This is a genomic window from Cupriavidus sp. UGS-1, from assembly GCF_021213615.1.
Taxonomy (GTDB): Bacteria; Pseudomonadota; Gammaproteobacteria; order Burkholderiales; family Burkholderiaceae; genus Cupriavidus.
Genome location: NZ_JAJQJF010000013.1, coordinates 150,266 through 170,122 on the forward strand (window position 1 = coordinate 150,266; position 19,857 = coordinate 170,122).

Annotated in this window: 19 protein-coding genes; 4 read left to right on the forward strand and 15 right to left on the reverse strand. The window is 68.0% G+C overall.

Annotated features, from left to right (window positions below; genetic code table 11):
* Nucleotides 1–234: 234 nt before the first annotated feature.
* Together LRR16_RS17355 and LRR16_RS17360 are read left to right on the forward strand one after the other, a co-directional pair.
* Nucleotides 235–630 (forward strand): hypothetical protein, encoded by a 396-nt coding sequence (locus LRR16_RS17355; RefSeq protein WP_370646837.1) that lies wholly within the window; start codon nt 235–237, stop codon nt 628–630.
* 21 nt (nt 631–651) lie between these two features.
* Nucleotides 652–1,002, forward strand: coding sequence for a helix-turn-helix domain-containing protein (locus LRR16_RS17360; RefSeq protein ID WP_370646842.1), 351 nt, complete (start codon nt 652–654; stop codon nt 1,000–1,002).
* A gap of 68 nt (nt 1,003–1,070) precedes the next feature.
* On the opposite strand, the gene LRR16_RS17365 is transcribed toward LRR16_RS17360, so the two are convergent.
* The 15 genes from LRR16_RS17365 to LRR16_RS17435 all read right to left on the reverse strand — a co-directional run bounded on the left by LRR16_RS17365 (nt 1,071) and on the right by LRR16_RS17435 (nt 16,086).
* Nucleotides 1,071–2,441 carry a sigma 54-interacting transcriptional regulator gene (locus tag LRR16_RS17365; protein ID WP_023264610.1) on the reverse strand — a complete coding sequence of 457 codons (1,371 nt, stop codon included), beginning with the start codon at nt 2,439–2,441 and terminating at the stop codon, nt 1,071–1,073.
* Between the two features lie 58 nt (nt 2,442–2,499).
* The gene (locus tag LRR16_RS17370; protein ID WP_370646838.1) at nt 2,500–4,236 is read right to left on the reverse strand and encodes a TadG family pilus assembly protein; all 1,737 of its coding nucleotides are present in this window, start codon (nt 4,234–4,236) and stop codon (nt 2,500–2,502) included.
* On the reverse strand, nt 4,236–4,601 hold the full coding sequence (locus tag LRR16_RS17375) for a DUF3613 domain-containing protein (protein WP_232206655.1): 366 nt from the start codon (nt 4,599–4,601) through the stop codon (nt 4,236–4,238). Before LRR16_RS17375 ends, LRR16_RS17370 begins: the two co-directional genes overlap by 1 nt.
* Nucleotides 4,602–4,655: 54 nt before the next feature.
* Complete coding sequence (locus LRR16_RS17380) at nt 4,656–5,474, reverse strand: tetratricopeptide repeat protein (protein WP_232206656.1); 819 nt, start codon at nt 5,472–5,474, stop codon at nt 4,656–4,658.
* A gap of 206 nt (nt 5,475–5,680) precedes the next feature.
* Nucleotides 5,681–6,793, reverse strand: a complete 1,113-nt coding sequence (locus LRR16_RS17385; RefSeq protein ID WP_232206657.1) for a type II secretion system F family protein — start codon at nt 6,791–6,793, stop codon at nt 5,681–5,683.
* A 10-nt stretch (nt 6,794–6,803) separates the two neighbouring features.
* Nucleotides 6,804–7,730 carry a type II secretion system F family protein gene (locus LRR16_RS17390; RefSeq protein WP_232206658.1) on the reverse strand — a complete coding sequence of 309 codons (927 nt, stop codon included), beginning with the start codon at nt 7,728–7,730 and terminating at the stop codon, nt 6,804–6,806.
* Nucleotides 7,723–9,048 carry a CpaF family protein gene (locus LRR16_RS17395; protein WP_232206659.1) on the reverse strand — a complete coding sequence of 442 codons (1,326 nt, stop codon included), beginning with the start codon at nt 9,046–9,048 and terminating at the stop codon, nt 7,723–7,725. The genes LRR16_RS17390 and LRR16_RS17395 overlap by 8 nt, the downstream gene beginning before the upstream one ends.
* 9 nt (nt 9,049–9,057) lie before the next feature.
* The gene (locus tag LRR16_RS17400) at nt 9,058–10,323 is read right to left on the reverse strand and encodes a pilus assembly protein (RefSeq protein WP_232206660.1); all 1,266 of its coding nucleotides are present in this window, start codon (nt 10,321–10,323) and stop codon (nt 9,058–9,060) included.
* A 14-nt stretch (nt 10,324–10,337) separates the two neighbouring features.
* Nucleotides 10,338–11,756 (reverse strand): type II and III secretion system protein family protein, encoded by a 1,419-nt coding sequence (locus LRR16_RS17405; RefSeq protein ID WP_232206661.1) that lies wholly within the window; start codon nt 11,754–11,756, stop codon nt 10,338–10,340.
* A 76-nt stretch (nt 11,757–11,832) separates the two neighbouring features.
* On the reverse strand, nt 11,833–12,777 hold the full coding sequence (gene cpaB / locus LRR16_RS17410) for a Flp pilus assembly protein CpaB (protein ID WP_232206662.1): 945 nt from the start codon (nt 12,775–12,777) through the stop codon (nt 11,833–11,835).
* Nucleotides 12,778–12,856: 79 nt separating this feature from the next.
* Nucleotides 12,857–13,330, reverse strand: coding sequence for a TadE/TadG family type IV pilus assembly protein (locus tag LRR16_RS17415; protein WP_023264564.1), 474 nt, complete (start codon nt 13,328–13,330; stop codon nt 12,857–12,859).
* 53 nt (nt 13,331–13,383) lie between these two features.
* Complete coding sequence (locus LRR16_RS17420) at nt 13,384–13,884, reverse strand: prepilin peptidase (RefSeq protein ID WP_370646839.1); 501 nt, start codon at nt 13,882–13,884, stop codon at nt 13,384–13,386.
* A 21-nt stretch (nt 13,885–13,905) separates the two neighbouring features.
* Nucleotides 13,906–14,103 carry a Flp family type IVb pilin gene (locus LRR16_RS17425; protein ID WP_023264562.1) on the reverse strand — a complete coding sequence of 66 codons (198 nt, stop codon included), beginning with the start codon at nt 14,101–14,103 and terminating at the stop codon, nt 13,906–13,908.
* Nucleotides 14,104–14,464: 361 nt separating this feature from the next.
* Entirely contained in the window at nt 14,465–15,568 is a 1,104-nt protein-coding gene (locus tag LRR16_RS17430; RefSeq protein ID WP_232206663.1) for a collagen-like triple helix repeat-containing protein, read from the reverse strand.
* A 266-nt stretch (nt 15,569–15,834) separates the two neighbouring features.
* On the reverse strand, nt 15,835–16,086 hold the full coding sequence (locus LRR16_RS17435; protein ID WP_232206664.1) for a hypothetical protein: 252 nt from the start codon (nt 16,084–16,086) through the stop codon (nt 15,835–15,837).
* 112 nt (nt 16,087–16,198) lie between these two features.
* Here LRR16_RS17435 and LRR16_RS17440 point away from each other — a divergent pair, with 112 nt between their 5' ends.
* Both LRR16_RS17440 and LRR16_RS17445 read left to right on the forward strand, forming a co-directional pair.
* Nucleotides 16,199–17,815, forward strand: a complete 1,617-nt coding sequence (locus LRR16_RS17440; RefSeq protein ID WP_232206665.1) for a collagen-like triple helix repeat-containing protein — start codon at nt 16,199–16,201, stop codon at nt 17,813–17,815.
* 172 nt (nt 17,816–17,987) lie between these two features.
* The gene (locus LRR16_RS17445; RefSeq protein ID WP_023264560.1) at nt 17,988–19,667 is read left to right on the forward strand and encodes a ShlB/FhaC/HecB family hemolysin secretion/activation protein; all 1,680 of its coding nucleotides are present in this window, start codon (nt 17,988–17,990) and stop codon (nt 19,665–19,667) included.
* Nucleotides 19,668–19,857: the final 190 nt, after the last annotated feature.

The following is a 19,857-nucleotide window of genomic DNA, read 5'->3' on the forward strand; positions in this document are numbered from 1 at the left end:
TTCCCTCGAGGCTGTGTGCATTTACAGCGAATTCGTTGTATTTTGCATTTACTTCGTATCTTATGTACTTCCAGATTACTCGTCATCCCCAGTAAAACAAGAATACAACGCATCACGAGTAAAAAACCCGAGCAACCCTCCATTGGGGACCCGTTCACAACATTTTTCTTGCATCCCCGTTGATACTGTATATCCTTACAGTACCTGTACAAACATACAGTTGCGGGAGTGCCCATGGAAGACCTGATCCGGATTCAGAACGAATACGACCGTCTTGTCCTTCGGTGGCTGCGCCAACAGGTCGGTGACGACGCGGTGCGGCTGGCTGCCAGGCGCCTGAACGGCGAATCGAAGCCCTATGTCTCCGAAGTCTGCCGTGCGCTGGACATCCGTCCGCCGGCACGCAGCGCCTTCCGCATGGAAGCGGCCCGGACCAATCGGGCTGTCGGCGAGCGGTATCTGGCGCGTATCCGGCAGATCCTGTCCGGTTCATCGGCCGAGGGCCACCGCGCCGCGGACACGGCCTCCCGCCACCGCCAGGCGCCCGCGCAACCGGCCCTGCCCTTCGGACAGGGTTTCGCCTTCGGCGGCGGACTGACCGTGCGCGAGCCGACGGCGAGCGCACGATGAATGTGATGACAGTGATTGAAGATGCAGCAAGGCTCAGACTCAGACGTCCCCCTGAACCCGGAAAAGACGAGGTTGCGTTTGCACTTCGGTGCGGCGCTGCGGGCGGCGCGCACTGCCAGAGGCCTGTCGCAGGGCGCGTTCGGCACCGTGTCGAGCCGCACCTATGTCAGCAGCCTGGAGCGCGGGCAGAAGAGTCCGACGCTGGACAAGGTGGCGCAGATCGCCAGCGTCCTTGAGCTGCATCCTCTGACGCTGCACGCGTACACCTTTCTGCGCGATCCCACGCCGGAGGAGCGCGTGATGCTGTTGCGGACGATTCGGGCCGAGTTGCGTCAGTTGCTCGAGCATGAGGCGGCGAAGCGGAACCGCTAGGGGATCGCCAAGGCTGCGAAGTTCTGCGCAATTTCGCTGCGCGGCGACGCAGACCGCAGCCCACTTCGTCAGGCCGGTTCCGCCTCGTTGTCGGCAATCTGGAACTTGCGCATCTTCTCCCACAGCACCTTGCGGCTGATGCCAAGGCTGGCGGCGGTGTCCTGGCGACGCCAGCCATTGGCATCGAGGGCGGCGATGATGCGGCGGCGTTCTTCGACCTCGGTACGCCAGTCGACGCCGCGATCGTTGCCCTCGAACGCGCCCGGGCGCAGCGTGCGGAACAACGGGCGGATGCGATCCTGGTCCCACAGGCCGTCGTGCTGGACGACGATCGCGACGCGCTCGGCCAGATTGCGCAGCTCGCGTACGTTGCCAGCGAAGTAAGCGGTACCGACCGCGCCCTTGAGCCAATCCGGCATCGGCGGCAGCGCGTCGTAGCCTGACCGGCCGAGTATCTGCCGCAGGAAGGCCTCGAGCAGTCCAACCTTGTCGGCGGCGCCGCGCTCCTCCAGGCTGGGAATCCGCAGTTCGATCACGGCCAGCCGGAAATACAGGTCCGCGCGGAACTTGCCCTGCCCCACCGCCTCGCGCAGGTCCTTGTTGGTGGCCGCAACAAGGCGGAAATTGAGCTTGACCGGCAGCGTCGAGCCGAGCCGCGTGACGACGTTCTCCTCGAGCACGCGCAGCAGCTTGACCTGCTGGAACAGCGGCAGATCGGCGATTTCGTCGAGGAACAGCGTGCCGCCGTTGGCCTGCTCAAAGTAGCCGCGGTGCGCGTACATCGCGCCGGTGAACGCGCCCTTGGCGTGGCCGAAGAACTGCGATTCGAACAGTCCATCGGGAATCGCGCCGCAGTTGACGGCGACGAACGGTCCCTTGCCATAGAGGCTGTGCCGCTCGTGGAACAGCCGCGCGATCCGTTCCTTGCCGGCACCGGTCTCGCCATACAGCATCACGTTGCTGTCGAAGTCCGCATAGGTATCGACGTGCGACATCAACTGCTGCATCGCCGGCGAGCCGGCCACCAGTTCGGCGATGTCCGGCTGCACCTCACTGGCCGCCAGCAGTTGCGGCAGCAGCTTGCCGAGCTGGGCGCGCAGGTCGGCGCCGGTGAAATCGTCGGACAGGATGTGCGCGTACTCCGGCGGGAAGCGGCCGGGGTCATTGTCTCTCGTCGGCGCGGCTACCCAGATCACAGGCATGCCGTGCACCGCCTCCCAATCGAGCGCGGTGAACTTGGCCGCGCCGATCACCGACACGCTGATGATCGCGACCGACAGTTTCAGGCGGGGCTCGGTCGGCAGGCCTTCGAGGCCACCGGCGCGGATCACTTCGGCGCCGAGCGGCGCGAGAAAGCGGGCTACGCGGTCGGCAAATTCGTATTTGCCTTCCCATACGTAGACTTCGAGATTTTCGTAGGCCCAGCGGTCTGTTTTCATGGCGATGCTGCAATGGCCGCACGGCGGCTGGTCGTATTCATGTCGCGGTTCTCGCGGGTCAATAGACGAGTCTGGTGTTGTCGCAATCGACGTCGTGAACCCAGAGGTCTGCGTTGCTTAACTGGATGCCGAGGGCGGCGAGCAGGCCGTCGAGGGTGGGGCCGAGCACGCCGAAGATCACGGAACTCAGGGCGCTGACGATGCCGCCGAGTTTGAGTTCGGTCGTCAGCGGAATGCCGAGCAGGCTGACCGTCACTTTGAGGTCGAGGTTTCGCGCCAGATCCTCGACCAGCGCGGCAAGCTGGCCACGAGAGCTGACCTCCTGATGATCGCCGGGCGCGAGCACCGAGGTAATACTGTTTCCCGGCACCGTTTGCTGCCTCGGGCTGGCCATGACGGCAACGTGTGCCACCCCCAGAGGAACGTTGGCCAGTTCCACGTCGGAATTGGCGCATTGGCCCAGGTCGTTTTTGCGCGCAAGGCAGATGCTGGACACCGTCGTCACGGTGTTGAGCGTTGCCCGTCGATCCGCGGGTGCCGCGGCACATCGCAGTCCGGTCAGCGCGGATTGCGCAGTTGCAAGTTGCACGCGCAGTGGCAGAACCAATGTCGGTGTGAGTGCCGACAGCACGCGACTATCGACCAGGTTCGCTCCAAGTTGCAACTGAATACCGAGGTCCATCTGCGACGTCCTCGCAGTCGTCTCCCACCCCATCGGATCCGTCGTGGAGGGCCGCACCGGCCCTACCGCCATGCGCGGCGGCTCGACGATCCGCAGCGCCAGTTGCGAGCCTGGCAGCAGAGGCACCGCGCCAGCCAGATCCACCGCTGCGCCCCTGTTCGCCACCTGCGCCGCCAGCATCAACAGCTCAGCCACATTCAGCCCAACGTCCGCCGCCGACGACATCGCCGGAGCCAGCACGCCGAGGTCGAGTACGCGTCCGACATTGAGCCCCGCCGCCAGCGCCCTGGCATCGATGATCGCCGGCATCCCGCCCAGCATTGCGTTGAGCAGCGACTCCTTGTTTGCCGCGCCGAGCACCAGGGCATAGAACTCGGACAGCGACAGGCCGGCGTTCAGCAATTCGTCGACCGTGCCAACACCGGCCTTCAATCGCAGCTGGTCGAGCGTGACCGTCGTATTGACCAGCCCCTGCCAATCCGATGCCGACAGGCTGATGGTATTGCCGAGCAACAGCGCCAGCGCGCTTCTCGAGGACTCGAAGTTCAGCAGACCGCTGCCGACCGAGAACGCCGCCACAGGGGGACTGGCATTGCCGATCGCCTCGGCACGCAGGCGCCGCCCTTCACCGCCTGGTATCCCGAACAGGATCGGCACGGTCTTCGAGACGACGACCCGCACGGCGTTCGGCGACATTCGGGCCGGATCGTAGCTGCCGCGAAAATGGCGGCCGCCAGCGGCCGCTGCCGCATCGTTCGGGTCCCAGACGCCGGCGCATACCGCCATGCCGTCTTCGCCGCCGGGGCTGGCGCCGCAGTCTTCGCGCGCCGCACCGCTGAAGCCGTTCTGGGTCCCGGACGCCTGCGCTGCCGCCAGCGCCCGTTCGGTCATCACCGCGTTGCTATCGGCGCGCCGCAATTGCTGGGCAGCGGCCAGCGCCGCCATGTCGGCAACGGACTGCAATTGCCGCTGCCGATAGAAGACATGTCCGACGTCGATGGACACCAGCGCGGCCATGCCGATGGTGGCGAGCAACACCACCATCAGGATGCTGACCGCACCGCGCGCTTGCGCGCGTGTCCGGTGTGTCCGCCTACGCCAAGCCATCGTCATTACTTCGAGGGCGTCAATCCAGGCAGGCTGACATTGCCGCCGCCGCTCGACTGCCCGACGAAGCGCTCGGGAATCGGATGCTCGAAGCTCTTCAGATAACGGGCATGCGCGAGCGCGGCCTGCTCGCCGGGCATCTGCAGCGTGGCGCCGGCCTGGCTGCCGTCGCGCTGGATCGCCAGCAAGCTGCGCGTGTCGGTACCGATCGCGCCGTTCGCGGGCTTCCGGGCCTGTGTGGGTGTACTCGCATTCGTGTTGGCCGGGGCCGTGGTCTGCGCGCCAGCAACGGGCATCCAGCTCGCGGCGCACAAGGCGACCGCGGCCGTACTGGCGATGCGCAATAGCCGCGGCGGTCTAATGAAGTTCATGCCTTCTCCTGTTGCTGTTCCGCCTGGAGGCGATCGGGGATCGTCCAGCGCTCGTCATGGCGCGCTGCTCGTGTTCGTTGCCGCGGCCTCGCCGGGCTGCGCGGCGGTCGTCAGCGCGACGCGCTGGGGCTTGGGTCGCGTGCCGTTGGTACGCGACGCCGCGCGCTCCTGCCGCGCTGCCTCGCGTGCAATGCGGTCCGCCTCCTGGGCGATCGCCTTGCGGGTCGATGCCGACATCGAGGCACGCTCCATCAACGCCGTCGCCTGCTCGCGCTGTCGGGTCGCCAGCATCCACACCGCGGCGTTGCTGACGATGCGAGGATTGGCGCCATCGAGCTGCAGGGCCTGCATTACCGGCACGCGGGCCTGCTGCAACTGACCTGCGCGCATCAGCGCATAGCCGAGATCGCTGGCCACCAGCGCATTGGTCGGATCGCGCGACAACGATGCCTCCAGCTGCGTCACCGCTTCACCGAAATCGCCGCTGCGGCCGGCCAGCAGGCCGAGGCCGTGATAGGCCCGGGCGGCGTAACTGCTGCCGAGCAGGTTCCGGTAGGCGATGGCGGCGGCTTCGTCCTGTTCGGTTTCGCGCAGCGCATCGGCGCGCAGCATCGCCACGTCGGCGCTGTCGCCGAAGCGCTGCTGGTAGGCATCGAGATGCGCGAGCGAGGCGTAGTACAGCCCTTGCTGCTGCATCCGCTCGATCAGGCCGCGGTACACCGCGCGATCGTCGTACTGCTCCTGCGCCTGCTTGTCCTGCAGTTTGGACAGCGCGATCTGCGCGTCGGCCTGCTTGCTCATCAGCGCGGCCGGATCGCCGGTGGCGCAGCCAGCGGCGAGCCAGCCGGCGCCGGCGATCGTTGCCGCAGTCATTGCCTGGCGCCACTTATTCCTAGCCGGCGCCCGCAGAAGGCCCCCCTCTCCCGCCCGCGGGAGAGGGGTCGGGGGAGAGGGAACGGGGGCCGCATCGCAACCGTCGGAAGCATGACGAGCGCCCTTGCCCTCTCCCCCTGCCCCTCTCCCGCAAGCGGGAGAGGGGAGAAAACATGCTGCCGAGCGGATTTCCCGAATAAAGCCCTTCATTGCACATCTCCCGCAAACTTCGCCAGCATCCGAATCACCCCGAGAAACCCCGGCCCCGCGGTCACGATCAGCAGTACCGGCAGCAGGCTGACCACCATCACGCCGGTCATCTTGACGGTCAGGCGGCCGACCTGTTCTTTCAGGCGCATCTTGCGGGCCTCCTGCAGCCGCAAGCCGAACAGCTTCAGCGGCTCCTGCACCGCGCCGCCGAAGCGATCCACCTGGTTCAGCAGCATGATCAGATTGCGCAGGTCCTCGCTCTCGAACAGCTTGCCGATCCGTTGCAGCGTCTGCTCGCGTGAACGGCCGGAGGCGAATTGATCGTTGGCGCGCTTCAGTTCGGGCCCCAGCACGGGCAGCATGCTGCCGAACTCGGTGACGATCAGTTGCAGGCTCTGGTCGATCGACATGCCAACGCCTTGCAGCAGCCGCAGCATGTCGACCAGCACCGGCAGTTCGTCGTCAAGCTGGCGCATCCGGCTGGCGGCGCGCCGGCGCAGCACCGACTTGAACGCGAGAAAGGACACCGCAAAGCCGCCGAACGCGGTAAACACCGCGCCCTGCAGCGATTCGGGCAACCGCCACAGCATCAGCACCACGGCGATCAGCAGCGGCACGCACAGACGCAGCCCGCCGAACATGGCGCGCGCCTTCGGGCCATACCAGCCACATTGCTCCAGCAAGCGGATCTCCTCGGGGCCGACGATGGCCTTGCCGAGCGGACTGGCGAGCCAGCGTTCGTCGAAGCGGCCACCGAGCTGGGCGCCAATACGCGCCCGCGCACCGTTCGGGCCGGTTCCGGCTGCAGCGCCGGGAACCGACGTGGCCCCGATCGCGCCGGGGGCGGTGGCCGGGACGTTCACGGCGGCCGGCATGGCACCCTGACGCCCCGCAACTGGCGCCGCGCCAGCCGATGCGGGCGAGGCCGGCTCGCCGGAAGCGGCCGCCGCATCTCGGCCCGCCGTCGCCCCCTGCCGCGCCAGCGCGGCGTCCAGCGTGCGCGCTGCGCGCCAGCGCAGCCACCACTGCTGCAATAGCGGCAGCGCGAGCGCCGCCACGCCGAGCGCGGCGATCAGCAGGCTGAGGGCGATCAAGCTGTCACGATTCATCACGCCGCCCCTATACCGAACGCGCCAGCCGATACAGCAGCAGCGCGCCGACGATCTCCAGCCCGAACGCCGCCATCAGCAGCAGGCGGCCCGACGGATCGTTCCACATCATCAGCAGGTAGCCGGCGTTGAAGACGAACATCAAGCCGGCCACGACCACCGGCAGCAAACCCAGGATCCACGCCGACATCCGCGTTTCCGCCGACAGCGCCGACAGCTCGCGCTGCGCCTGCTCGCGGTCGCGCATATACGCGGCGGTACGCTCCATCACGATGTCGGCCCGGCCGCCGTAGCGCGTGGCGAGCCTGAGCACCGAAGCGAGCAGGATCAGTTCGTCGAAGCGATAGCTGCGCGCGACCTGCATCACCGCCTGGTCCAGCTCCTTGCCGGCGCGCTGCAGATGGACGGCCTGCACCAGGCATTGGCGCAGCGGCAGTTCGGTATTGCCGATCGCATGCTGGAACGCCGCCGGCACCGCGCTGCCGATCGTCATCAGCCGCACCACGCCGTCGAGAAATCCAGGCAGCTGCTCGCACAGGCGTTGATGAAAACGCGTGGTCCGGCGCCACAACAGGCATGCGCAGATCGCGAGGCAGACCACCGCCATCGCGGCAGCCGCCACCAGGCCGCCGCCGATCAGGGCCGCGGCGCACAGCAGCAGCGGCGGGCCGCCCCACAGCAGATGGGTCCGGCGCGTCGGCTCGAGGTCCGCCCGCCGAAGCAGATCGGCCCAGCGCCGCTTCAGGTCGCGCGCGCCGGTGACCGGCGGCAGCTCGGCCGCGGACGCATAGCGCGAACGCACCTGCTCGGTCTGCGCCTGTACGAAGGCGCGCGCGGCCTCGCGCTCGGCGCGCGTGCCGGCCTGCGCGAGCAGCAGCAGGCCCGCGCCGAGCAGCAGCAAGGCAATCGCGGCGAGGGCCAGGCCGGCGCTAGACATCGAAGCGTCCCAACGGATCGTCCATGCCAAAACCGGCCTGGCGCATCCGCGCCAGCTTCGGCGAGTGCGGCAGGATGCCGAGCGACTGCCAGCGGTCGACCTCGACGCCATCGGGCCCAATATACGGGTCGTGCCGATACAACTCCTGCGTGGTGACGATGTTGTCGCCCATGCCGGTCACTTCGGTGATCGACAGGATGCGGCGCTTGCCATTCGACAGCCGCCCGATCTGCACGATGAAGTCGATCGCATTGGCGATCTGCCGGCGCAGGCTGACCTCGCTGCCCTGGAAGCCCGCGAAGCCGGCCAGCATCTCGAGCCGGTACAGGCATTCGCGCGGGCTGCTCGCGTGGATCCTGCCCATCGAGCCGTCGTGACCGGTGCTCATCGCCTGCAGCATCTCCAGCACCTCGCCGCCGCGCACTTCGCCGACGATGATCCGGTCCGGCCGCATGCGCAAGCTGTTGCGCAGCAGGTCGCGAATCGACACCACGCCGGTGCCCTCGAACCCGCCGGGCCGGCTTTCGAGGCGAACCACGTGCGGGTGGTTCAGCGCGAGTTCGGCTGTGTCCTCGATGGTGATCACGCGCTCGCTATCCGGCACGAAGATCGCCAGCGCATTGAGCAGCGAAGTCTTGCCCGAGCTGGTGCCGCCGCTGACCAGGATATTGCAGCGGGCCTTGACCGCGGCCTCGAGCAGATCGCCGATCTCCTGGTTCATGGTGCCGAGCCCAAGCAGCGCCTCCGGCGTCAGCGGATCCTTGCGGAACTTGCGGATCGACACCACCGGGCCCTGCAGCGCCAGCGGCGGGATCACGACGTTGATGCGGCCGCCGTCGGGCAGCCGGGCGTCGACCATCGGATTCGACTCGTCGAGCCGCCGGCCGATCGGCGCGAGGATCCGGCGCACGATGCGCAGCAGATGGCCGGCATCGGCAAAGCGCACCGGAATGCGTTCGAGCATGCCGTGGCGCGACACATAGACGTCGAGATGGCCATTGACCAGGATGTCCTCGACCGCGGGATCGTTCAGCAGATCCTCGATCGGACCGAAGCCGGCCAGCTCCTTGGTCAGCGCCTCGGCAATCTGATGCAGCTCGGCCTCGTTGATCGGAATCCGGCGCAGCCGCGTGAAGCTCTCCAGTTCGAGATCGACGAAGCGCTGGATGGCCGTGCGCGACCAGCGGCCGAACTCCGCGCCCAGTTCCTCGATGCGCGTCAGCAGGTGTTCGTGCGCCGCTTCCTTGATCGTGTGGAATTCCTGCGAGGTCGGAAACGGCGCGGCGGCGTTGTCCGAGAATTCGATGGGTTGCGTCATCTCGTCATCTCAATGGTCTGCCTTGTTCTTGCCCGCTGCATGGCCCGCCCGCAGCCGCTGCACCGCCTGCGCGATCGGCTCCAGCCATCCGGGGCCCGACGCGCGCGCTTCGCAGCGATAACCGACGCGCTCCAGCATCGGCGCCAGCGCGCGGACATAGGGCGCGGTGGGCTGCCGGTCGGCCAGCACCGCGCCGCTGTTCATCGCGGCCAGCATCGTCTCGCGGCAGTCGGGCAGCGTGCCGGCCAGCGGCAGCTCGAGCCGCTGCGCGATCTGGTCGGCTTCGAGACCGAGGCGCGCCTGATAGCGCGACACCACCAGCCGCATCGACTCGCGGCCCGCGTCGCGGCGGCCAAGCTCTTCCAGCAGCTCCGCCGCCGACACGATCGCCGCGACGCTTTGCTCGGCCACAACCAGCACCTCGTCGGCGACCTTGACCAGCTGCGCCATGAAATCGAGATTGCTGAATCCGCCCAGGTCGATCACCTGCAGGTCGAAGTGGCTGCGCAGCGTGCCGAGCAGCGTCAGCGCCTCGGAGAACGAGATGTCGCGCAGCTCGGCCAGCGTCTGCGGCAGCGGCAGCACCGCGACGCCGCCGGCATGCCGGGTCAGCGCGGTCTGCACGAAGACCTGATCGAAGCGGCGCAGGTTGCGCACCGCCTCGACGAAGTGAAAACCCGGCGCGACATTGGTGTACAGCGCGCCGTCGCGTGCCGGCAGGCCGAGGTCCAGCAGCAGCACCTCGCCGTTCTGCCGGCGTTTCGCCGCTGCCGCGAGATTGGTCGCCAGCGTGGTGGCGCCCACGCCGGGCCGCGCGCCCAGCACCGCCAGCACCTTGCCGCGGCGCGCCGGCTGCACGATCTCGCGCGTGGCGAGCAGCCGCTGCACCGTCGCGATCGCATTGGCCGCGGGCGAGCGCATGTCGACGAAGTCCTTCACGCCGGCACGCAGCGCCGCCAGCATCAACTCGGGCTCCTGCGCCTCGCCAAGGGCGACCAGCGGCAGGTTCGGAAACAGCCGGGCCAATTGCTGGCCGAGCCGGGTCGATGCCTGGGCATGCTCGGCGCTGAAATGCAGGAACACGATGCCCGGATTGGCGGTGCCGATCCGCTCGACGATGCCGTCGCGCGCAGGGTCGACGCCATCGACCGCATGCACCTGGCCGAGCGGCGCCAGCGCCCGTTCGAGCCAGCGCCGCGGCGCCTCGCCGGTGGTGTTCAACAGGAAGGTGGCATTACTGGCCACGGGGGCCGCATCGATGGGGGGCAGCGTCATGTCCATGCCTTCCTCTACCTCGAAAAGCCCGGCAACGCCGGATCGACCAGATCGCCGCCGAGGAACTTGCCCCAGACCGGTGGATTGGCGGAGGTGCGGCCGTCGGCCCCAACCCGCGCCGCCGCGCTCGCCCCCTTGGCCAGCGGACGCACCAGATGCGGCGTGACGATGATCACCAGCTCGCGGTCTTCCTGGTGGAAGTTCAGGTTCTTGAAGAAGGCGCCGATCAGCGGCAGGTCGCCGAGCACCGGCACCTTGTCGACATTGCTGACCGTATTGCGGCTGACCAGGCCGCCGATCACGAAGCTCTCGCCATCGCCCAGTTCCACCGTGGTGTCGGCGCGGCGAGTGACGATCGCCGGGATCGTCGCGCCGTTCATCACGATGCCGCGCGAAGGATCGAGATCGCTGGCCTCGGGCGCGACCTTCAGCGCGATCCGCTCCGGCGACAGCACGGTCGGCGTGACGGTCAGGCCGATACCGAACTGCTTGTAGTGGATCGTGGTGGTGCCCAGCGCTTGCGGCACCGGGATCGGGATCTCGCCGCCGGCGAGGAAGCTCGCGCTCTGACCGGACAGCGCCACCAGGCTCGGCTCGGCCAGGATGCGGGCCATGCCATTGCCTTCGAGCAGGCTCAGGTTGGCGAAGATGCCATGGCTCATCGACGCCGCGACCAGGTTGAACGCGCTGCTGATCGGCGCGGTCGATTCCGTGGCGAGGCCCCCGCCGGTATTGCTGCCGCCGGGGCGCGGCGTGAACGTGGCCCGGGTCAGCGTGGACGGCGAGAAGCTGCCGAACGCGAAGCCCGAGCGGTTGCGATAGAAGTTGAAGCCGGCCTGCTTCAGCACGTTCTTGCTGATCTCGACCACGCGGACATCGACCTGCACGGTGCCGGTGACCGGCACGGTCGAGCGGTCGAGCACCGGGCCGTTGCCCACGGTCGCGCGCGCCGCCTGTCGCGCGCCCGCTGCGGCGGCGGCATCGGGGGACTGGCCCCGGATGATGGCGCCCTGCCCCGCCACGTCGATCTGCGCGCCCTGGCCATCGGAGGCCATCGCGTCGACCTGCACCGTGTACCGGATCGGTGCCTCGCCGGACGGCCACACCATCAGATCGGTATTGCCGGGCTTGCGCGCGACCAGCAGCACGGCGGTGCTGGCGCCGCGCGATTTGAGCAGCAGCGCGTCGGCGACCTCGGGATTGCCGATGGCGATGCGTTCGAGCTGCCGGCCGATGCGGATTTCGCGCTGCGCGCCGACGGCGAGCGTGACGCGTTGCGAGGGCCGTTGCGCGGAAGGCTCTGCTTGATCGCGGGCCTGATCGCGAACCGGATCGCGGGTTGGCGCGGGCTGCGCGCCCAGCGGCGCGGTGCCGAGCAGGCTCGCCGTCAACAGCAACGCGGTCAGCGTGCGCGGCCGGTGCAATGAATTCATCGGGAAAGACAAGGCAGGTATCGCTTGAAAGCAGGATCGACGCGCCCTCGGCAGCGGGAGATTCATCGTCGTGTCCCTATTCGATGGCGCGCTTGCCGGCGCGGATCACTTCGACGCCGGCGGGCGACGGTGCGGCAGCGGGCCTGGCCTGCGCGATCTGCGGCGGCTCGGTGCGCGCCGCGGGCACGCGCGGCTTGTTCGCAGCGCCGGCCAGGCCGGCCAGCGCAACGCCGGCCGCGGCGCGGTCCGCCGGCTCCAGCGCATCCGCGCTCGCCAGTCCGCCTCCGCGCGTGGCGACGGCAGGCGCGGGCTCCGCGAACAGCGTCTCGCTCGGCATGCCGTCGTCGTGCGGATTGCGCAGCGCCAGCACCAGGCGGCCCGCCTGCTGCGCCATCGTCAGCTTGCTGACCTGCGCCAGCGGCACCGTCAGCACCGCGGTCTTGGCGCCTTCGCGCCGGTTCATCATCTGATCGGGCGTGGCGCCACGCGTGTCGTTGACCGCCTGCACGCCATAGGCCAGCACGCGCAGCCGGGACAGCAGCAGACGCGCCTGGCTGCCTTCGATCTCCTGGCTGTCGCGCCGAAGCACGAGGAAGACATCGACCAGATCGCCGGGACGCACGCGATGGCCCACGCCGATCACTTCGTCGACGGCGATCGCCACGGCACGCTCGCCTTCCGGCACCTGCGTGGCCAGGCCGCCGGCCAGCTGGCTCTCCAGCACCGGCACGTTGGCGCCCAGCGCCACCAGCGGAATCTGGCCGGCCACCGCTTCGACGGATTCATAGCCGCCGGCCGGATCGATTGGCAGCATCTCGACCTTCAACGCGTCGGCGCCCAACGGCTTGCCGGCCTCGACCGCCTTGGTGGTAATCACGACCGCGTGCAGCGCCGCTGGGGAAGACGAAGATGGCGCCGGCGGCTTGGCGGTCCTGCGCCCGACCTGCCAGGCCAGCAGCGCCAACAGCGCGGCCAGGGCCAGCAGCACGATGGCGACGATTCGGATTTGTTTGCTGGTCATGATGGAGTCCCGGTGCGCGGTGCCGCCGTGGCGATCGAAAAGTAGCGAAAGCGGAAGCAGAAGCGAGGCATGGCGCGCCTCAGATGTCCGGCGCCAGCTGCGCGACGGCCGTGCCCATCAGCGTGTCGGGCATCGGCACGAACGGCACGCGCGGCAGGATATTGGTGGCCGGCAGGCGCAGCGTCACGTTGACGCAGACAGTGTCGGCCGGCGCGGCGCAATCGCTGGCCGACGCAATGTCGCCACGCGAGGCGAGCTTCGATTGAATGGTGGCGGGCAGCGTGGCCAGCGCGGTGTTGGCCGCCGCGGCCACGCGCAGGTCCTGCGTAGCCGCGAGGCTGCCGTCGGGCGCGCCAGCGGGATAGCGCAAGGCCGCCCGTGCGCCTTCCGCTGCGGCGAGCGTCAGCATCTGCTCGAGCGCGAGGATCATGCCGTAATAGACGATCCCCAGCACCAGAGCGAGCAGCACCGGCAATACCACCGCAAATTCGAGCGCAGCAATCCCCCGCTCGCGGCCATGCCGGCGAACGATTCCCCTTCGCCCCTGTTTCATAGACAAACCCGGTTGCATTTATCTGTGCGCCAACCGGTGGCGCATTCCGCCCTTCAGGAATGGCCCTGACCGACCGATATCCATAGGAGCACACCCACGGCGAGATAAGCGGCATAAGGAATGCCGCGCGACGGGTCGGTCATCGCGGCAAACCAGCGCATGCGTCGTGGCCATTGGCCCACCGCGGCAATGAGGCCGCCACGTGCCTCGGCATGGCGAAAGGCAAGAACGAGACAGGCATGGATAAATGCCAGCAGCGTCCCGGTCAGCCAGACCGGCAACAGGCTCGACGGTCCGATGAAGAACCCCACTACCGCCAAGAATTTGACGTCGCCGGCCGCCATGCGGCCAAACAGATAGGCCGGCAGCATGACGGCAAAGCCCAACGCGAATCCGAGCACGCGCGCCGCAAGCGGCAACGACGAGTCGTAGCCGAGCGCAGACACGAGAGCCCCCGCAATCAGCGCGAGCGCCAATGCGAGATTCGGTACTTTGCGGTAGTGAAGATCAGTCCAAAGGGCCGTCGCGCAGAGCAGCGCGACGATCAATGCCATGAATGGCGGTCGGTAATTCCGTCAACTGCCCGAGGCCTGAGTCGGTGCAATGATGGTTTGCACCTTGGTGGCGAGCCGGTCGAAGGCGTCGTCCAGATTGTCGCCGAGCATCTTGGCTCCGCCGGCCACTGCCAGTGCGATGAGACCCGCGATCAAGCCATATTCAATGGCCGTCGCCCCCCGTTCGTCCCGAATGAAACGCAAGAACCCCTGTTTCATGATGACCGCTCCTACTTTTATTGCTAGTTATCCCAACACTCTGGATACCGCGTCGATCCGCGCGATCGCCTGGCTCTAATGGCTTGGCTGACCTCGTGCAGCAGCATCCGTGTTCTTTTTATAAAGGAATTTTTTAGTTTCAGCTACATCCGTTTGCGGTCTTGACAAAAGTTTTAAATTGCCCGATTGACAGCATCTTTTGCTGTTGGATCGTCCATCAGGACTACTACCAACGCCCGAGTCGTCAGTGCGTTCCCCTGAATAAAAAAAGATGCGCAGCCGCGGGGATCGTCCGGCTGCGCACCGTCAAGCTGCCTGGCATGGCCCCCGGACTGGTGCCATGGCAGCAGTCAGCGTCGCCTTAGCGCCCAAGCGCTCCGAGCGAGCCGACCAGGCCGGTCACAGGTGCCAATAGCCCGCCGACCGGTGCCAACACACCGCCGGTCTTGCCGCTGCCGGCACCCTTGTCAGAACCACCACCACTGCCCGCCTGCCCACCCGTTTGGGTGAGAGGCAGACCGCCAAGCAGGCCACCGAGCGGATTGCCGCTGCCGCCTGCCGAATTGCCTTCGCCATGGACCAGGCCGCCAGCCGCGGCGACCGTCCTGCCCACTTCCGTCACGACGCCGCCGACCGGGCCCACTACTGGCGCCTTGGTGGCGCTCAGGTGCGTGCCGGTGTGTGCAACCACGCCGCCGACCTTGGTCAGCAGGTTGTCGACCGGCGCACCGAGGCGCGTGGTGGCACCGAGCGCTTGCGTGGTATCGGTCAGCTTGCTGGTCAAGGGCACGATCACCTTGCTGGTCTGGCCCGTCAGCTGTGCGACCGGTCCGGTCGACAGCTTGTCGCCGAGCTTCTCGCCCAGCTGCTGCACGCCGCCGGCCACGTGATTGACCACCGCGCCCACTGGCGTGGTCACCGGCGACAGCACCTTCAGTTGATCCTTGCCCAGCGAGGTCACCAGATCGCCCGTGCTCGACAAGGTATGACCGGCCTGCGTGACGACATTGCCGGTGCTCGCCACGGTCACGCCGACGGGGTTGTCCACCGCGCCCATCTTGCCGAGGCCATCGCGAACGCCCGCACCCAGCGCGGCCACCGTGTTGCCGGCATCGATCACCACCTGGCCAGTGGCATTGCGGGTTCCGTCGCTGACGATCGGCAGATTGGCGCCCTGCACCTGCTTGCCGATTTCCGTGATGGCATTGCCGGCCGCCGTCACCGTATTGCCGGCGCCTTCGGCCACCTGTCCGGTGGGCGTGGTCGGCTTCGACGTGGTCGGCGGAGGCGTGCCGCCGCCACCGTCATCGCCGCCGCCACCGTTGCTCGGCGGGGGCGTCGTCGCAGGCGGCCGCGTACCGCTGCCCGAACCGCTCGACGAGCAGCCCGCAATCATCCCCAGTACGCATGCGCACGCCAGCGCCATCATCACCGGCGCGCGTCGCGTCGAATTCGTCCGCTTCATTGTGTTTCTCCTTGTGGATCGGACCGGCGCGGAACCGTGACCTGTCCCGTGGTGCCGGCGGTCCCCGTGCAGCGGGGACTCGGCCCCTTGGTCCGCAAGGCGCGTGCCATCGGCGGAAACCATGCATGCCGCTCCGATCGGACGGCGCTGTGCATCACCCGCAAAGCCTTGTATGACGCGGCTTTCCGGGCGATGCCCCGGCACGGAAACGAGGCCGCACAAGCTCGCGTGGCGCGGCTTCGCGACGTTACGTGCTACGTAACGTGTTACGGCGTCCATCGCCACACGCCCGCGTCCGCGAACACCGCGCCGGCCGCATCGCACCGATCCCCTACACCCCCTTCGATGTTCCATTCGCGCCGTAGCGCGTTACGTAACGCGTAACGCCGCCACACGCTGCGCGCATGGCCTTGCGCGGCCTTCGCGCGGCGCTGTTCATTTCCCGCAAACCGTTGCGCCACAAGGCTTTGCGGGGAGCGCGCGAGTTCTGCCATGCGCGCGGCGCACAGCCCTTCCATCAGTGGCACACCGCTTGCGCTTGTGATGGCAGCACGGTGGCGCAGTGCGTCCAGTGCCTTTCAACTCGGGAACGTCCAAACACGAGAACACTTGTTGACCAGGGGATCAATGATGAAAAAAACCAAGACAACCTTGACCGCCACGGCGCTGCTCAGCGCATTGCTGCTGCTTGGCGGCTGCGCGAGCGGCAGTGGCTCGACCTCGATGGGTACGGGCAGCAAGGGAGGCGGCGGCACGGTCGGTGACACCAATGGCGGCACCGGCAGCCCGAACGGAGGTGGAACCGGTGGTGGAAGCGGTGGTGGTGGTACTGACGGTGGCGGCAGCGGCGGTGGTGGCACCGGCGGCGGCGGTACCGGTGGCGGCGGCAGCGGTGGTGATGGCGGCGGCGGCGGTGGTACCGGCGGTGGCGGCGATGGTGGCGGCGGTGGTGGTGGTGGCGGCGGTGGTGGCGATGGTGGCGGCGGCGGCGGCACGCCGGTACGCAGCCCGACCGGCGAAATCATCAACAAGACCGGAGACGTGGTCAGCAAGACCGGCGACCTCATCGGCGGCATCGGCGAACAGCTTCAAACCGGCGTCAACCTGCCGGTGGTCTCGAACCAGACGCAGAGCGGTGTCGGCGGCGCGATCGTGTCGGTCGGCAACGCGGTCGACTCGCTGGGCACCGGACTGAAGGACGGCCTGGGCAATATTCCGAACAGCGCCAACCCGATCGGCACCACCGTCGCCAGCACCGGCAACGTGGTCACCCATGTCGGCACCGCGGTCAGCCAGGTCGGCAGCGCCGTCAGCGGCGTGGGCACCGGCCCGCTGTCGCCGCTGGGCGCGGTGACCTCGCCGGTCGGCGCGCTGGTCGACAAGGTGGGTACCGGCGTGCAGACGCTCGGCGGCACGCTGGGCACCGTGCTGTCGACCGGTCCGGTCGAACAGCTGACCAGCGGCGTCAGCCGCGCGATCGTGCCGCTGACCTCGCAGCTGACCAGCACCACGCAGTCGCTGGGGGCGGCCACCGGTCTCGGCCAACCGGTCAACAACCTGCTGACCGTGGTCGGCGGCACCGTGGCACAGCTGGGCGGCAAGCTGCAGCAGACCAATACGCCGGTCGTCAGCGGTGTGGGCGGCGTCGTGACCGGTGCCGGCAACACCGTTGCCGCGCTGGGCGGCGCGGTGCATGCGCCGGGCGCGACCCCGAGCGGTCCGCTGGCTCCGGTCGGCAATCTGGTCAGCGGCCTGACCGGCGGACTGGCCGGCGGCGGCAATGGCGGCACGGGTCCGCTCGCCCCGGTCACGAACCTGGTCAGCGGGCTGACCGGTGGCCTCGCCGGCGGCAACAACGGCGGCAGCGGCAGCGGCCCGCTGGCACCGGTGACCAATCTGGTCGGCGGCGTGGTTGGCGGTATCACCGGTGGCAACAACGGCGGCGCCGGCAGCGGTCCGCTGGCTCCCGTCACCAACCTCGTCGGCGGCCTGACCGGCGGTCTCACCGGCGGCAGCAACGGCGGTGCCGGCAGCGGTCCGCTGGCGCCGGTGACCAATCTGGTCAGCGGCGTGGTGGGGGGTGTCACCGGCGGCCTGACCGGCGGCACGGCTCCGGCGCCGGCTCCTGCTCCCGCTCCGGGTGGCACGGGCGGTGGCGCGACCACGGGTCCGGTGACCGGCGCGGTCGGCGGCATTGTCGGCGGTGTGCTCGGCACCGTCGGCGGGCTGCTGGGGGGTCGCCGCTGATCGGGGCCTGATGGCCACCTGATGCGCGCCTCCGTACGCGCGCATCCCCTCGCTCAGTCCTGCAGTACAGCCGGTCTCCACTTCGATAAGCGCGCAGGCAGCGGCAGCCTGCGCGCCGGTGGAGAACCGGCTTCCACAGCCGCATCCGTTTTATTGTGAAAGGGGATTGACCATGTCGCGCACGCACACTCGCGTCGCCATGCTGCTGCTCGGCCTCGGGGCCTGGCAAGGCGGCATGCATCCAGTTCTGGCCGCCGATCCGCGCAGCCCGGTCCAGGGGGACCCGACTCAAACGCTGCCGAAGATCGCGCCGCCCAAGCCCACCGGGGAAGTCAAGGTACAGGTAGAACGTCCGGACCCGGCCATGCAGAACCTGCTGTCGGCCAAGCTGACGCCGGCACGCTTCCAGATCGAAGGCGTCAAGACGCTGCCCTTCGACCAGATTGCCGACAAGTTCAAGCCGCTCGCCGGCAAGGAAATCACGGTCGCCGAACTGCTGCAGGCCGCCAATGCGGTCACCGAGATGTACCAGCAGCAGGGCTATCCGCTGTCGTTCGCCTTCGTTCCCGCGCAGTCCTTCGAGAACGGCAATGTGCTGATCACCGTGGTCGAGGGCTATGTCGCGCGCGTGACCATCCGCGGCAATGCGGGCCCGCTGGAAAATCGGCTGCGCGCGATCGCGGAACGGCTGAAGGAAGAACGGCCGCTGACGCGCGCCAGCTTCGACCGCTATTCCAGCGTGCTGGGCCTGCAGCCCGGCGTGCAGGTCGGCGCGACGGTGCAGCCGCCGACCACCACCGACGGTGCCAGCGAAATGGTGCTCGACGTCAAGCGCAAGCCGATCGCATTCGGCACCGGCGTCGACTACATGTCGCCCGGCGTGCGGGCGATTGCAACGGCAACTGCCAGCGGCCTGACGCCGCTCGGCGAGCAGCTGACGGTATCGGCGCTGTTTCCGAAGGGACGCGACGACGAGGAGTACTACGCGCTCGGCTATGCGCAACCGATCGGCACCGAAGGGCTGATCGCGCGCGTCAACGCGTCGCACTATCGCGGCGTGCCGCAGAACGCCACGCTCGAGCAGATCGGCTTCAATCGGCGCTACGTCAATGACAACAAGCGGCTCGGCGCGAGCCTGAGCTATCCGCTGCTGCTGAGCGCGCGGCATTCGGTGACGCTGAGCGGCGGTCTCTACGGCACCGACCAGTTCGAGCGCTATACGCAGGCCGGCACCGATCGCTCGGTGGCGATCGGTACCAATGTGCGGGTCGTCAATGCGGAGCTGGCCTATGTCCAGCGCAAGGAAGGCGTCTCGCGCAGCGCCACGCTCGGCCTGTACAAGGGCGTCGATGCGCTGGGCGCGCGCCGCGAGAACAATGCCAACGACCTGAGCTTCCTGCGCACGCGGCTGCTGCTGTCGCAGGCCACCGACCTGCCCTTCGGCTTCGGCATGGCGGTGTCGGCCGCCGGTCAGTACAGCGGCGACCGGCTGGCGTCGAGCGAGCAGATCAGCTTCGGCGGGCGCTTCTTCGGGCTCGGCTACCCCGCCGGCGAAGTGGCGGGCGACAAGGGCTGGGGCGCGTCGGCCGAGATCAGCCGGCTGTTCGGCATGGACATGACCTATCTGAAGACGCTGCAGCCGTATGTGATGGCCGACGTCGCGCGTGTCTACTCGAACAGCTACTCGCTGACGCACCGCTCGCTGTCGTCGGTGGCGCTGGGCGTGCGCTTCTCCGACCGGCGCTACTACACGCTGGACCTGTCGCTGGCGCAACCGGTCGGCGACAAGCCGATCAATGCGGAGCGCCGCTCGCCGCGGATCAATGCGAGCTGGTCGTATCAGTTCGATTGAGGTTTGCGCATCCGTTGTCCCCCCGCAGGCGGGGCCCCAGTGGCGTTATTTGCGGCCAGAGCAAGTCGCTGGGTCCCCGCGTTCGCGGGGACGACAGTGTGCGATACGCTCGCCAATCTGCTGCTCACGCGGCAACACCTCTATCAGTTCGATTTAAGCGGAACGTATCCCGTCGTCCCCGCGCAGGCGG

Bases quoted from the DNA above. Each gene is read 5' to 3' on its own strand.
- LRR16_RS17355 (WP_370646837.1), top strand. From the start codon at position 235: ATGGAAGACCTGATCCGGATTCAGAACGAATACGACCGTCTTGTCCTT.
- LRR16_RS17360 (WP_370646842.1), top strand. From the start codon at position 652: ATGCAGCAAGGCTCAGACTCAGACGTCCCCCTGAACCCGGAAAAGACG.
- LRR16_RS17365 (WP_023264610.1), bottom strand. From the start codon at position 2,441: ATGAAAACAGACCGCTGGGCCTACGAAAATCTCGAAGTCTACGTATGG.
- LRR16_RS17370 (WP_370646838.1), bottom strand. From the start codon at position 4,236: ATGACGATGGCTTGGCGTAGGCGGACACACCGGACACGCGCGCAAGCG.
- LRR16_RS17375 (WP_232206655.1), bottom strand. From the start codon at position 4,601: ATGAACTTCATTAGACCGCCGCGGCTATTGCGCATCGCCAGTACGGCC.
- LRR16_RS17380 (WP_232206656.1), bottom strand. From the start codon at position 5,474: ATGACTGCGGCAACGATCGCCGGCGCCGGCTGGCTCGCCGCTGGCTGC.
- LRR16_RS17385 (WP_232206657.1), bottom strand. From the start codon at position 6,793: ATGAATCGTGACAGCTTGATCGCCCTCAGCCTGCTGATCGCCGCGCTC.
- LRR16_RS17390 (WP_232206658.1), bottom strand. From the start codon at position 7,730: ATGTCTAGCGCCGGCCTGGCCCTCGCCGCGATTGCCTTGCTGCTGCTC.
- LRR16_RS17395 (WP_232206659.1), bottom strand. From the start codon at position 9,048: ATGACGCAACCCATCGAATTCTCGGACAACGCCGCCGCGCCGTTTCCG.
- LRR16_RS17400 (WP_232206660.1), bottom strand. From the start codon at position 10,323: ATGACGCTGCCCCCCATCGATGCGGCCCCCGTGGCCAGTAATGCCACC.
- LRR16_RS17405 (WP_232206661.1), bottom strand. From the start codon at position 11,756: ATGAATTCATTGCACCGGCCGCGCACGCTGACCGCGTTGCTGTTGACG.
- cpaB (WP_232206662.1), bottom strand. From the start codon at position 12,777: ATGACCAGCAAACAAATCCGAATCGTCGCCATCGTGCTGCTGGCCCTG.
- LRR16_RS17415 (WP_023264564.1), bottom strand. From the start codon at position 13,330: ATGAAACAGGGGCGAAGGGGAATCGTTCGCCGGCATGGCCGCGAGCGG.
- LRR16_RS17420 (WP_370646839.1), bottom strand. From the start codon at position 13,884: ATGGCATTGATCGTCGCGCTGCTCTGCGCGACGGCCCTTTGGACTGAT.
- LRR16_RS17425 (WP_023264562.1), bottom strand. From the start codon at position 14,103: ATGAAACAGGGGTTCTTGCGTTTCATTCGGGACGAACGGGGGGCGACG.
- LRR16_RS17430 (WP_232206663.1), bottom strand. From the start codon at position 15,568: ATGAAGCGGACGAATTCGACGCGACGCGCGCCGGTGATGATGGCGCTG.
- LRR16_RS17435 (WP_232206664.1), bottom strand. From the start codon at position 16,086: ATGGAAGGGCTGTGCGCCGCGCGCATGGCAGAACTCGCGCGCTCCCCG.
- LRR16_RS17440 (WP_232206665.1), top strand. From the start codon at position 16,199: ATGAAAAAAACCAAGACAACCTTGACCGCCACGGCGCTGCTCAGCGCA.
- LRR16_RS17445 (WP_023264560.1), top strand. From the start codon at position 17,988: ATGTCGCGCACGCACACTCGCGTCGCCATGCTGCTGCTCGGCCTCGGG.